This window comes from Helicobacter pylori, from assembly GCF_003636935.1.
Taxonomy (GTDB): domain Bacteria; phylum Campylobacterota; class Campylobacteria; order Campylobacterales; family Helicobacteraceae; genus Helicobacter; species Helicobacter pylori_CH.
The window spans coordinates 207675-220056 of the sequence record NZ_MVVH01000001.1; the positions used below are offsets into that span (position 1 = coordinate 207675).

Below are 12382 nucleotides of genomic sequence, written 5' to 3' on the forward strand. Positions count from 1 at the left end.
AGAAAGGGTAGTTTTGTATAGGCGGTTGCTATTGAATTTGCTTTGTATGGTGTTTTTACAAGCGTGTTTAAAGCCTATGAGCGACCCTAAAGCTGAGAAAGTGGATTCGCAAGTGCAATGCGGGTTTGGCTCAAAAGATTGCTAAAAGCATTGAAAAAATATTGAAAAAGTATTAAAGAAAGGAAACATAAGTTTTAAAGAATGAGTGCGGAACTGATTGCTGTTTATAAAGACGAGCAAATAATAGATTTAGAGAGCGCGAAAGTCTTAGGGCTGAGCGATGGGATTAAAGCGTTAAAAGGGACAGAGCCGGTATATTTTGATGATTCGCCTTTGGCTTTGGAGGTGATTAGGCATTCATGTGCGCATTTGCTCGCGCAAAGCTTGAAAGCCCTTTATCCGGACGCGAAATTTTTTGTAGGCCCTGTGGTAGAAGAGGGGTTTTATTACGATTTTAAGACTTCTTCAAAAATCAGCGAAGAGGATTTGCCTAAAATTGAAGCGAAAATGAAAGAATTTGCGAAGTCAAAGCTCGCTATCACTAAAGAGGTTTTAACCAGAGAGCAAGCTTTGGAGCGTTTTAAGGGCGATGAATTAAAGCATGCGGTGATGAGTAAAATCAGTGGCGATGCATTTGGCGTGTACCAACAAGGCGATTTTGAAGATTTGTGTAAGGGGCCGCACCTCCCAAACACCCGTTTTTTAAACCATTTCAAGCTCACTAAACTGGCTGGGGCTTATTTGGGCGGCGATGAAAACAATGAAATGCTCATTAGAATCTATGGCATCGCTTTTGCCACCAAAGAGGGCTTAAAAGACTATCTTTTCCAAATAGAAGAAGCAAAAAAACGAGACCACAGAAAGCTAGGCGTGGAGCTAGGGCTTTTTAGTTTTGATGATGAAATAGGGGCAGGCTTACCTTTATGGTTGCCTAAAGGGGCAAGGCTCAGGAAACGCATAGAGGATTTGTTGAGTAAAGCGTTACTTTTAAGAGGCTATGAGCCGGTTAAAGGCCCTGAAATTTTAAAGAGCGATGTGTGGAAAATCAGCGGGCATTATGACAACTATAAAGAAAACATGTATTTCACCACGATTGATGAGCAAGAATACGGCATAAAGCCCATGAATTGCGTGGGGCATATTAAAGTCTATCAAAGCGCTTTACACAGCTACAGAGATTTGCCCTTAAGGTTTTATGAATACGGCGTGGTGCATCGGCATGAAAAAAGTGGCGTGTTGCATGGGCTTTTAAGGGTTAGGGAATTTACCCAAGACGATGCACATATTTTTTGCTCTTTTGAGCAGATCCAAAGCGAAGTGAGCGCGATTTTAGATTTTACGCATAAGATCATGAAAGCGTTTGATTTTAGCTATGAAATGGAATTATCCACAAGGCCGGCTAAATCCATAGGCGATGATAAAGTTTGGGAAAAGGCCACTAACGCTTTAAAAGAAGCCCTAAAAGAGCACCACATTGATTATAAGATTGATGAAGGGGGAGGGGCTTTCTATGGGCCTAAGATTGACATTAAAATCACTGACGCTTTAAGGCGTAAATGGCAGTGTGGCACGATTCAAGTGGATATGAATTTGCCTGAACGCTTCAAGCTCGCTTTCATTAATGAACACAATCACGCTGAACAGCCGGTGATGATCCACAGAGCGATTTTAGGCTCGTTTGAAAGGTTCATTGCGATTTTGAGCGAACATTTTGGGGGGAATTTCCCTTTCTTTGTCGCGCCCACTCAAATCGCTCTCATTCCTATTAATGAAGAACATCATGTTTTTGCTTTGAAATTAAAAGAGGAATTAAAAAAGTGCGATATTTTTGTAGAAGTGTTGGATAAAAACGACAGCTTGAATAAAAAGGTGCGCTTAGCCGAAAAGCAAAAAATCCCTATGATTTTAGTGTTAGGGAATGAAGAAGTGGAGACAGAAATTTTATCCATTAGAGACAGAGAAAAACAAGATCAATATAAAATGCCCTTAAAGGAGTTTTTAAGTATGGTTGAATCTAAAATGCAAGAGGTTAGTTTTTGAGTAGAAACGAAGCGTTGTTAAACGGAGACATTAATTTTAAAGAAGTGCGTTGCGTGGGCGATAATGGCGAAGTGTATGGGATCATTTCCTCTAAAGAAGCGCTCAATATCGCTCAAAATTTAGGTTTGGATTTGGTTTTGATTTCAGCGAGCGCGAAACCTCCTGTGTGTAAGGTGATGGATTACAATAAATTCCGCTACCAAAATGAAAAGAAAATCAAGGAAGCCAAGAAAAAGCAAAAACAAATTGAAATCAAAGAGATCAAGCTTTCCACTCAAATCGCACAAAACGATATTAACTATAAAGTCAAGCATGCGAGAGAATTTATTGAAGCCAATAAACATGTCAAATTCAAAGTGGTCTTAAAGGGTAGGGAGAGTCAAAACTCAAAAGCCGGGTTGGATGTGCTTTTTAGAGTCCAAACGATGATGCAAGATTTAGCCAACCCTGAAAAAGAGCCAAAAACCGAGGGGCGTTTTGTCTCGTGGATGTTTGTGCCTAAGGCTAAAGAAACCCCCAAAAACGAAAAGAAAACTAAAGAAAATAATCCGCCTTTTAATCGTATTAACCTTATGAAAGGAGAAAATCATGCCAAAAATGAAGACTAATCGCGGCGCGTCTAAGCGTTTCAAAGTTAAAAAAAACTTGATTAAGCGTGGCAGCGCTTTTAAAAGCCATATTTTGACTAAAAAAAGCCCTAAGCGTAAAGCTAATCTAAACGCGCCAAAACATGTGCATCACACTAACGCGCATTCTGTCATGTCGTTGCTTTGCAGGGCTTAGGGATTGTGGGTTAGAAAGTGGAGTTAATCCCCTTGTTTAAGGGAAAGTCGTTTAAAAACGCACCTAAAAATATTTTAAAAAGAAAGGTAAAGAAATGAGAGTTAAAACAGGCGTTGTGCGCAGAAGACGCCATAAAAAAGTCTTAAAACTCGCTAGAGGGTTTTATAGTGGCAGAAGAAAGCATTTTAGAAAGGCTAAAGAACAGCTTGAAAGGAGCATGTATTACGCCTTTAGGGATCGCAAACAAAAGAAAAGAGATTTCAGGAGTTTGTGGGTGGTAAGGATCAATGCGGCTTGCAGAATGCATGAAACAAGTTATTCGCGCTTCATGCATGCCTTAAAAGTGGCTAACATTGAATTAGATCGCAAGGTTTTAGCAGACATGGCGATGAATGACATGCAAGCCTTTAAGAGCGTGTTAGAGAGCGTGAAAGAGCATCTTTAATCTCTGTTGGCTGTTAGGTTTGAGTTTTAGTCTAAAAAGGTGAGAGAATTTAGGAATTTTTACTAAAAAGTTCCTAAAATTGATTTTTATTTCAATTTATTCTTATTCAATCGCTATTTTTAATCAAAAAGAAAGTAATTTTATAGTAGAATGTAGCATTTAAAACTCAAATAGAGAAAATGTAGAAGGAAGGAATACATGAAGAAATCTGTTATAGTAGGTGCTATCTCTCTAGCAATGACAAGCTTGTTGTTGGCAGAGACCCCCAAGAAGCAAGAAAGTGCTATTAAGACTAGCCCTACCAAAAAAGGTGAAAGAAATGCTGCTTTTATAGGGATTGATTACCAGTTGGGTATGCTCAGCACGACCGCTCAAAATTGTTCCCATGGGAATTGCAATGGTAATCAAAGTGGGGCTTATGGCTCTAACACGCCTAACATGCCCACAGCAAGCAATCCAACAGGAGGGCTTACCCATGGCGCTCTAGGGACTCGTGGGTATAAGGGCTTAAGCAACCAACAATACGCTATCAATGGTTTTGGTTTTGTTGTGGGGTATAAGCATTTTTTTAAGAAAGCCCCACAATTTGGAATGCGTTATTACGGATTCTTTGATTTTGCAAGCTCTTATTATAAGTATTACACTTATAATGATTATGGCATGAGAGACGCTCGCAAGGGTTCTCAAAGTTTCATGTTTGGCTATGGGGCTGGCACAGATGTGTTGTTTAACCCAGCTATTTTCAATCGTGAGAACTTGCATTTTGGGTTTTTCGTTGGCGTTGCGATTGGTGGCACCTCTTGGGGTCCAACAAACTATTATTTTAAGGATTTAGCTGAAGAGTATAGAGGGAGTTTCCACCCATCAAATTTCCAAGTCTTGGTGAATGGTGGGATCCGCTTAGGCACTAAACACCAAGGTTTTGAAATTGGCTTGAAAATCCAAACCATTCGCAACAATTATTATACCGCTAGTGCGGATAATGTTCCTGAAGGGGTTACTTATAAATTCACCTTTCACCGCCCCTATGCCTTTTATTGGCGTTACATTGTAAGCTTTTAAGGTGTTTTAGGGTTAATCTTATGGGGGGTATAGAAAAGGGCTTTTGCTCTTTATAGCCTTTTATAATTTTCTTTTCTTACGCCAAAGCCGTTATTTAAAGCATTATCACAGCGTTATTGCAAACCCACAAAAGCATGGTATCAGTCGTTGCAAGCGACTTGTCTGATCAACAAGCAGCAAAGATTTTTAAAATCAAATAACAAAAGAGTTTGATTATCATCAAGCGATAGTTTTTATCCCATTTTTTAAAAAAATAAAGAATATTAATAAAGCCTATCAATATTTGATGAGAATAAGGAATATAAGTTGTTTTTAATTGAGTAGATGGTAAAATCCCCACGATTTCATTATTTTTTGAATTGGGAGTATTTGATGAAAAAATTGGCGTTTTCCTTATTATTTGCAGGGACTTTTTTGGGTCTTTTTTTGAATGCGAGCGATTTTAAGAGCATGGACGATCAGCAACTGTTAGAGCAAGCCGGGAAAGTCGCTCCTAGCGAAGTCCCTGAGTTTCGCACAGAAGTCAATAAGCGATTAGAAGCGATGAAAGAAGAAGAGCGTCAAAAATATAAAGCGGATTTTAAAAGAGCGATGGATAAGAATTTAGCTTCTTTAAGCCAAGAAGATCGCAACAAGCGTAAAAAAGAAATTCTTGAAGTGATTGCTAACAAAAAGAAAACAATGACCATGAAAGAATATCGTGAAGAGGGGTTGGATTTGCATGATTGCGCATGTGAAGGCCCTTTTCATGATCATGAAAAAAAGGGGAAAAAAGGGAAAAAACCAAGCCATCATAAGCATTAATGCTTAGGGTGTGCTGAGTATTTTTTGATTTTTGTTGCTTATTGGGGTTTAAAGTTTTTGGGGTGTTTGTATTTTTTTGATATTTATAGTATCATACTCAAACAGTAAAGACCCTTTGAAAGTCTGTATTTTAAGATGACCAAAATAGCTTGAATTTTAAGTGGATTTTTTAAAAAAGAGGTTTTAATGAATAGCAGTACTTGTTTCTGTGCAATTAAATTATATAATTAGGAGTTTGGTGTGAAGCGAATTTTATTTTTTTTAGTAGCTACGACTTTTTTGTTGAGAGCAGAGACGGCTTCTGCCACTATTAACACTACAGTTGATCCCAATGTGATGTTTTCTGAAGGTTCCACAGGGAATGTGAAAAAGGACCGCAAGAGGGTTTTAAAAAATATGGTTAATTTGGAAAAAGAGCGCGTGAAGAATTTTAACCAGTATTCTGAAACCAAAATGAGTAAGGGCGATTTATCCGCTTTTGGAGCTTTCTTTAAGGGGAGTTTGGAAAGTTGTGTGGAGCAAAAGATCTGTTACTATGAGTATAAAGATGGCAAAGTTTCTTTTGTGGTGAATGACAGAGAGAAGTTTTATAAACATGTACTTAAAGATTTGGGGACAGAGCTTTCACTCCCCCTATTTAATTGGCTTTACAAGGGTTCAGATTTTGGGGCTTTGCATGAGCAGTTTGGGGACATGTATGATGGGTATATCAAGTATTTGATCAGCATGGTTAGGATAAGCCAAAAAGAAAAGGCTAGAAAAGTGGATGCAGTCGCTCTTAAGAAAATGGAAGAACAAGCTGAGAAAGACACTAAGGCAGCCTTTCAAAAGAGGAGCAGTGGGGAGCTTGAAAGCCATACTGATAGCCCTGAATTTATAAGCTCTTCTAAGAAAACGGATCTTTCTGGCACAGATATGGCTCAAACTCCTGTAGAGGGTGCTAGTGCATCTAAAGAGATCGTTTCAAAAGAGTCAGAGGCTTCTTCAAAAAAGCAAAAAAAACCCAAGAAAAAACGCCGCCTTTCAAAGAAAGAAAGGCAACAACAAGCCTTGCAACAAGAATTTGAAAAGCAAATTAGCGGCTCTGGTGAGCCTGAAAAATAATTGGCTTATCTTTTTGAGTAGAGAGGAGAGGGCTAGATAAGTCTTTTAAACGCTTCTTTTCTAGGCTTTTTAATCGCTTTTCATCGTTAAAATCTCTGTCCTACTTTTTAGGACTACCCTTTTTAAAAACCACCACTTTTTTAAACTTTAAGCTTTTTGGTTCTTTTTATGCTGACGATTAGATTAGGGTTTTGTTGCATAAAAATCTTTGAATATAATGGTTGATAGAGTTAAAAATAATCTCCTTTTAAAACTCCTTAGCAGAAATCCCAATCGTCTTTAGCGTTTGGAATGAATGCCACTTAATTCATAGTAATATCCCCATTCGTATCTAGTATAGGAAGTGTGCAAAGTTACGCCTTTGGAGATGTGATGTGTGAGAGAGGATGCGTTGGAGCTTAAACTCTGTAAAATCTCTACGATAGGGATACAGAGTGAGAACCAAACTCTCCCTAACATCAGTCTAGGAAGCCCAAGCGTCTTTGGCGATTGGGCGCTTCACGATATTCCAACGCATTTTATGAAAGCGTGTAAAAATTTTTGGTTTTATTTTAATGGAATATTAGTAATCAAATTTAAAAAATACCTTTGAGTATTTTTACAATCAAAATAAAAAAGCTTGTGTAAGCAAGCGATCGTTTTTCATGATGCGCTCTTAGGGGATTTTAAAAAAGGGGGTTGTAGGGGAATAATTTCAAAATGCCCTATCCTCTTATGAGTTTAAATAAACTTAATGAGTTTTATTATTGAATGGAATTTAAAAACGATGAAACAAAGTTTTAAAACCCTATTTTTTAAAATTTTTTAAGAATATCAAAGCGGATAAGGCTTATTGATATTTGATAAAAACAAACCTTTTTACTTTCTTTAGAAACCTAAAGCCTCATAAAGCTTAAAATTACCTTAACCCTTAGCATTCTAGCGTTTTGGCTAACCCCCCTAACGAGGTCTCTTTGTATTTTTCATCCATGTCTTTTCCGGTCGCATACATCGTAGCGATCACTTCATCTAGGCTCACTTTAGGCTTGTATTCATCTTCTAAAGCCAGTTTAGAAGCGCTGATCGCTTTAATTGCCCCTAAAACATTGCGTTCAATACAAGGGATTTGCACCAAGCCCCCCACCGGATCGCATGTCAATCCTAAATGGTGCTCCATAGCGATTTCACTAGCGATCAAAACCTGTTGCGTGGTCGCTTGGCACAAATGGGCTAACCCCCCCGCAGCCATAGAGCTTGCCACGCCAATTTCAGCCTGACACCCCGCTTCTGCACCGCTCAAGGAAGCGTTTTTCTTGTAAAGATAGCCAATCGCCGCGCTGGTGAGTAAAAAATCATTGATAGACTTTTGCGATAAATTTTCAAACAAATGGTTTTTAGCGTATAAAAGCACGCTTGGCACCACCGCGCACGCTCCGTTAGTGGGGGCGGTTACCACCTTTCCCCCGCTAGCGTTTTCTTCAGCAATGGCGCGAGCGTAAAGCGAAATGTAATCAATCAACGCTAAGGGGTCATTCCCATTTTTGGGGTGTTTTTCTAAACGCATTTTAACGCTTGGGGCTAATCGTGTTACTTTCAAAAAACCAGGCAGATACATTTCTTTAGAATTAGCCCCATTATCATAACACTCAAGCATCGCATGATAAATTTTAGCCATCGTTGCATCAGGGTGGTTTTTCAGGGCATTTTCTCTCAAACGCACGATTTCAGCGATGCTTTTTTGATGCTTTTGGCATAATTCTAGCAATTCCTTAGCGCTTGAAAAATCATAGGCGACGCTTTCATTTTCACTCTCTTTAGACAAGTTGTCTAATTCTTTTTCGGTATAGACAAACCCTCCACCAACAGAATAATAAGTCTCTTCTTTTAAAATCTCATTTTTAGCGTTAAAAGCTTTTAGAATGAGAGCGTTTTGGTGTCTTGTTAAAGGCTTGTTGTCAAAAATCAAATCTTTAGAATAATCAAAAGGGATATGATGCTGGTTAGCGAGTTTTAAAACTTTGTTTTCAAACGCTTCATGCAATAAGGCTTTTTTGGTTGTTATATCTAATTCGTTAGCATAAATGCCATGCAAGCCAATTAAAACCGCCTCATCGCTCAAATGCCCTTTACCGGTTAAAGCCAATGAGCCATGCAAGGTGATTTGAACGCGTTTAACCTGCTCTAAAATGCCTTTTAACAACCCGCAAAATCTCGCCCCCGCTTCCATAGGCCCTATGGTGTGTGAAGAGCTAGGCCCCACGCCGATTTTAAAAATGGATAAAATAGAAAAACTAGCCATTAAAATAGTCCTAAAAACACGCTCAAAGCCGTCAAGCTCCCAAAGACAAACACAAAAATATCCACTTTGAAGTTTCTAAAACGCTTCAAACTAGAAACGCTATAAAACGCTATCATGGGCATCACAAACAGAATGAGCGCGATAATGGGGCCGCCTAAATTTTCAATAAAATCCAAGATATTAGGGTTAATATAAGCCACAAGCGTGATAGTCAGCCATAAAAAAATCGTTACGCTCACGCTCAAGGTTTTAGAAGATTTTTTCAATTTTAAACTTTGAGTGATAATGCCTTCTAAACCCTCCTTAGCCCCATAATAATGCCCAAAAAAAGATGAAAAAATCGCTAAAAAAGCCACCACAGGCCCCGCATAATTGATTAAAGGGTTGTTTAAAGTGTTAGCAAAATAGCTTAAAATGGGGATGTTTTGTTCCCTTGCTTTCATAAAATCATCAGCATTCAAGCACATGACACAAGAAAACACAAAAAACATCACAAACCCTAAAAGCATCAGCGATGTCCCTAATTCAATTTGATTGAGTTTATACTCTTTGAAAGCACCGTATTCTTTTTCCACGTTTTGAGTGAAGGTTGAAATGATAGGGCTATGGTTGAACGAAAACACAAGCACCGGTAAGGTTAGCCAAATCGCCAACACAAATTCTTTAAAACTCGGCACCACAAAAAGATTAGCGCCTTGCCAATAAGGGATAAGATACAAAGAAAAAAGCAATAAAATCAAGCATAAAGGATACACTAAAGCGTTACAAATGCGCGTAACAATCGTAGCGTTAAAAACCATTACGAGCATCATTAAAGAAACTAACACTACAGCCAATAATCCCCGATGAAAAGGCGCTAAATGCAACTGGTTGGTGAAAAAATGATCAAACACATTCGTGATACCCACCCCATAAGCCAAGCAAATAGGATAAATCGCCAAGAAATAAAGCAAAGTGATAAGAAAACCCCATTGAGTGCCAAAATGAGAGCGAACGACCATGGTAATGTCTTCTTTATCTTTAGATCCTATAAAATAAGCTAAAGCTCTATGCCCCAGATAAGTTAAAGGGAAAATGATCGCGCTCATCACCACAATAGCCCATACCCCATGCCCACCGGCTCTAATAGGCAAAAATAAAATCCCAGCCCCCACCGCCGTGCCAAATAAGGACGCCATCCAACGCAAATCAAACGCATTGATCTTTTTGAGATCGCTTGAAACCGCTTTTTCTTGTGCCATGCTATTAAACCGCCCTTTTATCGTGTTAAAGAGTTCTCATTGTAGCATAAAGCTTTTTATGATTGGGGTTTTTTGAGATTAAGGGGTGGTTTTGGGTGCACATTTATTCCCTAAAATCCACGATTTAACCCGCACAAGCTATAATAACGCTTAAAAAAAGATTAATAAAGGATTATAGAAATGTCAAACACAAATTGGTCGCCCACTTCATGGCATTCTTTTAAGATAGAGCAACACCCCACTTATAAAGATAAGCAAGAATTAGAAAGGGTCAAAAAAGAATTACACTCTTACCCTCCTTTAGTGTTTGCTGGCGAAGCGAGGAACTTGCAAGAGCGTTTAGCCCAAGTCATTGACAATAAGGCGTTTTTGTTGCAAGGGGGCGATTGCGCGGAGTCGTTTTCTCAATTTAGCGCTAATCGGATTAGAGACATGTTTAAAGTGGTGATGCAAATGGCGATTGTGCTTACTTTTGCTGGCTCTATACCGATCGTGAAAGTGGGTCGCATTGCCGGGCAATTTGCCAAGCCTCGCTCCAATGCGACTGAAATACTAGATGATGAAGAAGTGCTAAGCTATAGGGGGGATATTATCAACGGGATTTCCAAGAAAGAAAGAGAGCCAAAGCCTGAAAGAATGCTTAAAGCCTACCATCAAAGCGTAGCGACTTTAAACCTTATCAGAGCCTTTGCTCAAGGCGGGTTAGCGAATTTGGAGCAAGTGCATCGTTTCAATTTGGATTTTGTCAAAAACAACGACTTTGGGCAAAAATACCAGCAAATCGCTGACCGGATCACGCAAGCTTTAGGGTTTATGCAAGCATGCGGGGTGGAGATAGAAAAAACGCCTATTCTTAGGGAAGTGGAATTTTACACGAGCCACGAAGCGTTACTGCTCCATTATGAAGAGCCTTTGGTGCGTAAGGATAGTTTGACTAACCAGTTTTATGATTGCTCCGCGCACATGCTATGGATTGGCGAAAGGACAAGAGATCCTAATGGCGCGCATGTGGAGTTTTTAAGGGGGGTTTGTAACCCTATTGGCGTGAAAATCGGGCCTAATGCGAGCGTGAGCGAAGTGTTAGAATTGTGCGATGTTTTAAACCCGCGCAACATTAAGGGGCGTTTGAATTTGATCGTGCGCATGGGTTCTAAGATGATTAAAGAGCGCTTGCCTAAACTTTTACAAGGGGTGTTGAAAGAAAAACGCCATATTCTATGGAGCATTGATCCCATGCATGGCAACACGGTTAAAACCAGCTTGGGGGTTAAAACAAGGGCTTTTGATAGCGTGTTAGATGAGGTGAAAAGCTTTTTTGAAATCCATAGGGCTGAAGGGAGTTTGGCTTCAGGGGTTCATTTGGAAATGACAGGCGAGAATGTTACAGAATGTATCGGTGGCTCGCAAGCGATCACCGAAGAGGGTTTGAGCTGCCATTACTACACGCAATGCGATCCAAGATTAAACGCCACTCAAGCCCTAGAACTCGCTTTTTTAATCGCTGACATGCTCAAAAAACAATGTGCTTGATTGGAATCAATCACAAAAAGCCTGTGTAAGCGAGTGGATAGTTTCTTGTAATGCAAGTTTAGGGGGTTAAGGGGGTATTGTAAAGCGTAAAATATTCCCTTATCCCTTTATGAGTTTAAAATAAAGTTTGAAAAACAAGTTTTTTAAAAATTAAATAAGGCTTATTTGTATTGATTAAAACGAATTAAATATTAATCTTTTTTTAACTCTTTTTCTTTATAATTATCGTTAGCATTTTAATATTATTCAAAGGAGTTTAGAATGAGAATTTCTTTTCTAGCTGTAATTTTAGCGTTATTGTTTGTGGCTTGCCATGAAACTAAAAAACAAATTTTACAAAACGAGGCCGATAGCACCCCTTCAGAAAAAACCATTTGGCAACCTGAACAAAAATAGAAAATTGTAAAAATACTCAAAGGCATTTTTTAAAATAAATACAATAAAAAAGCTAGCGGGTGATAGTTTTTTGTAAAGCGATCTTAGGGGCTATTAAGGGGGAATGGTTTCAAAACACTCCCTATCCCTTATGAAGTTTATTATCAAACGAAGTTTAAAAAACAAGTTTTTAAAAGTGAGAGAGTAGCTAAAAAGCTTAAAATTAAAACGGGCGAAAGCTTGAGAGTTAAACTACAAACTCTCTAAAACCTTTTGAGCATGGCCTTTGGCTTTGACATTGTAGAAGCATTTTTCTAAAACACCTTGCGTGTTGATAATGAAAGTGGAGCGGATAATCCCCAAATGCTCCTTCCCATAAAGCATGCGTTTGCCATAAGCTTTGTAAAGATTGGCGGCTTTTTTATCTTCATCGCAGAGCAAAATCACATTCAAAGAGCATTGGCTGATAAATTTTTGATGCGATTGCGCGTTATCAGGGCTTACGCCTACGACAACAGCGTTTTTCTTTTCAAATTCACTAAACAGAGCGCTAAAATCTTTGGCTTCTAGAGTGCATCCGGGGGTGTTGTCTTTAGGGTAGAAATACAGCACCACTTTTTTATGGAGCAAATCTTTTAAAGAAATTTCTACGCCATCGCTGTTTTTCAACCTGAAATCAGGGGCTAATTGCCCTACTTCTAATTTTTCCATTCTTATCCT

The 12382-nt window shown here is 38.8% G+C and carries 14 protein-coding genes; 10 read left to right on the forward strand and 4 right to left on the reverse strand.

The window, feature by feature from the left end; all coding sequences use genetic code 11:
- Positions 1-13 precede the first annotated feature (13 nt).
- From EAL87_RS08320 to EAL87_RS01045, 8 genes are all read left to right on the forward strand, one after another.
- Positions 14-145: a hypothetical protein gene (locus tag EAL87_RS08320; protein ID WP_001892720.1), complete on the forward strand. Its 132-nt coding sequence runs from the start codon at positions 14-16 to the stop codon at positions 143-145.
- Positions 146-201: 56 nt separating this feature from the next.
- Complete coding sequence (gene thrS, locus EAL87_RS01015; RefSeq protein WP_120912616.1) at positions 202-2040, forward strand: threonine--tRNA ligase; 1839 nt, start codon at positions 202-204, stop codon at positions 2038-2040.
- The gene (infC, locus tag EAL87_RS01020; RefSeq protein WP_120912617.1) at positions 2037-2648 is read left to right on the forward strand and encodes a translation initiation factor IF-3; all 612 of its coding nucleotides are present in this window, start codon (positions 2037-2039) and stop codon (positions 2646-2648) included. Before thrS ends, infC begins: the two co-directional genes overlap by 4 nt.
- Positions 2629-2823: a 50S ribosomal protein L35 gene (gene rpmI / locus EAL87_RS01025; RefSeq protein ID WP_001125542.1), complete on the forward strand. Its 195-nt coding sequence runs from the start codon at positions 2629-2631 to the stop codon at positions 2821-2823. Before infC ends, rpmI begins: the two co-directional genes overlap by 20 nt.
- 94 nt (positions 2824-2917) lie before the next feature.
- The gene (rplT, locus tag EAL87_RS01030) at positions 2918-3268 is read left to right on the forward strand and encodes a 50S ribosomal protein L20 (protein ID WP_050825700.1); all 351 of its coding nucleotides are present in this window, start codon (positions 2918-2920) and stop codon (positions 3266-3268) included.
- A gap of 198 nt (positions 3269-3466) precedes the next feature.
- Complete coding sequence (locus EAL87_RS01035) at positions 3467-4330, forward strand: outer membrane protein (protein ID WP_120912618.1); 864 nt, start codon at positions 3467-3469, stop codon at positions 4328-4330.
- Positions 4331-4702: 372 nt separating this feature from the next.
- Positions 4703-5134, forward strand: coding sequence for a DUF1104 domain-containing protein (locus EAL87_RS01040; RefSeq protein WP_120912619.1), 432 nt, complete (start codon positions 4703-4705; stop codon positions 5132-5134).
- A gap of 279 nt (positions 5135-5413) precedes the next feature.
- Positions 5414-6238, forward strand: a complete 825-nt coding sequence (locus EAL87_RS01045) for a hypothetical protein (RefSeq protein WP_423750100.1) — start codon at positions 5414-5416, stop codon at positions 6236-6238.
- Between the two features lie 279 nt (positions 6239-6517).
- Here EAL87_RS01045 and EAL87_RS01050 read toward each other — a convergent pair whose 3' ends face one another.
- The 3 genes from EAL87_RS01050 to EAL87_RS01065 form a co-directional block, all read right to left on the reverse strand.
- Positions 6518-6697 (reverse strand): hypothetical protein, encoded by a 180-nt coding sequence (locus EAL87_RS01050; protein ID WP_162972506.1) that lies wholly within the window; start codon positions 6695-6697, stop codon positions 6518-6520.
- Between the two features lie 451 nt (positions 6698-7148).
- Positions 7149-8516, reverse strand: coding sequence for an L-serine ammonia-lyase (locus EAL87_RS01060; protein ID WP_120912622.1), 1368 nt, complete (start codon positions 8514-8516; stop codon positions 7149-7151).
- On the reverse strand, positions 8516-9757 hold the full coding sequence (locus tag EAL87_RS01065; RefSeq protein ID WP_120912623.1) for a serine/threonine transporter: 1242 nt from the start codon (positions 9755-9757) through the stop codon (positions 8516-8518). Before EAL87_RS01065 ends, EAL87_RS01060 begins: the two co-directional genes overlap by 1 nt.
- Before the next feature lie 180 nt (positions 9758-9937).
- Here EAL87_RS01065 and EAL87_RS01070 point away from each other — a divergent pair, with 180 nt between their 5' ends.
- Positions 9938-11287, forward strand: coding sequence for a class II 3-deoxy-7-phosphoheptulonate synthase (locus tag EAL87_RS01070; RefSeq protein WP_120912624.1), 1350 nt, complete (start codon positions 9938-9940; stop codon positions 11285-11287).
- A gap of 261 nt (positions 11288-11548) precedes the next feature.
- Positions 11549-11683: an HP0135 family lipoprotein gene (locus EAL87_RS08325; protein ID WP_001222814.1), complete on the forward strand. Its 135-nt coding sequence runs from the start codon at positions 11549-11551 to the stop codon at positions 11681-11683.
- 231 nt (positions 11684-11914) lie between these two features.
- On the opposite strand, the gene EAL87_RS01080 is transcribed toward EAL87_RS08325, so the two are convergent.
- Positions 11915-12373 carry a peroxiredoxin gene (locus EAL87_RS01080; protein ID WP_000412952.1) on the reverse strand — a complete coding sequence of 153 codons (459 nt, stop codon included), beginning with the start codon at positions 12371-12373 and terminating at the stop codon, positions 11915-11917.
- Positions 12374-12382 lie beyond the last annotated feature (9 nt).

Bases quoted from the DNA above. Each gene is read 5' to 3' on its own strand.
- thrS (WP_120912616.1), top strand. From the start codon at position 202: ATGAGTGCGGAACTGATTGCTGTTTATAAAGACGAGCAAATAATAGAT.
- rpmI (WP_001125542.1), top strand. From the start codon at position 2,629: ATGCCAAAAATGAAGACTAATCGCGGCGCGTCTAAGCGTTTCAAAGTT.
- rplT (WP_050825700.1), top strand. From the start codon at position 2,918: ATGAGAGTTAAAACAGGCGTTGTGCGCAGAAGACGCCATAAAAAAGTC.
- EAL87_RS08325 (WP_001222814.1), top strand. From the start codon at position 11,549: ATGAGAATTTCTTTTCTAGCTGTAATTTTAGCGTTATTGTTTGTGGCT.
- EAL87_RS01065 (WP_120912623.1), bottom strand. From the start codon at position 9,757: ATGGCACAAGAAAAAGCGGTTTCAAGCGATCTCAAAAAGATCAATGCG.
- EAL87_RS01060 (WP_120912622.1), bottom strand. From the start codon at position 8,516: ATGGCTAGTTTTTCTATTTTATCCATTTTTAAAATCGGCGTGGGGCCT.
- EAL87_RS01035 (WP_120912618.1), top strand. From the start codon at position 3,467: ATGAAGAAATCTGTTATAGTAGGTGCTATCTCTCTAGCAATGACAAGC.
- EAL87_RS01050 (WP_162972506.1), bottom strand. From the start codon at position 6,697: ATGTTAGGGAGAGTTTGGTTCTCACTCTGTATCCCTATCGTAGAGATT.
- EAL87_RS01070 (WP_120912624.1), top strand. From the start codon at position 9,938: ATGTCAAACACAAATTGGTCGCCCACTTCATGGCATTCTTTTAAGATA.
- EAL87_RS01040 (WP_120912619.1), top strand. From the start codon at position 4,703: ATGAAAAAATTGGCGTTTTCCTTATTATTTGCAGGGACTTTTTTGGGT.
- EAL87_RS01080 (WP_000412952.1), bottom strand. From the start codon at position 12,373: ATGGAAAAATTAGAAGTAGGGCAATTAGCCCCTGATTTCAGGTTGAAA.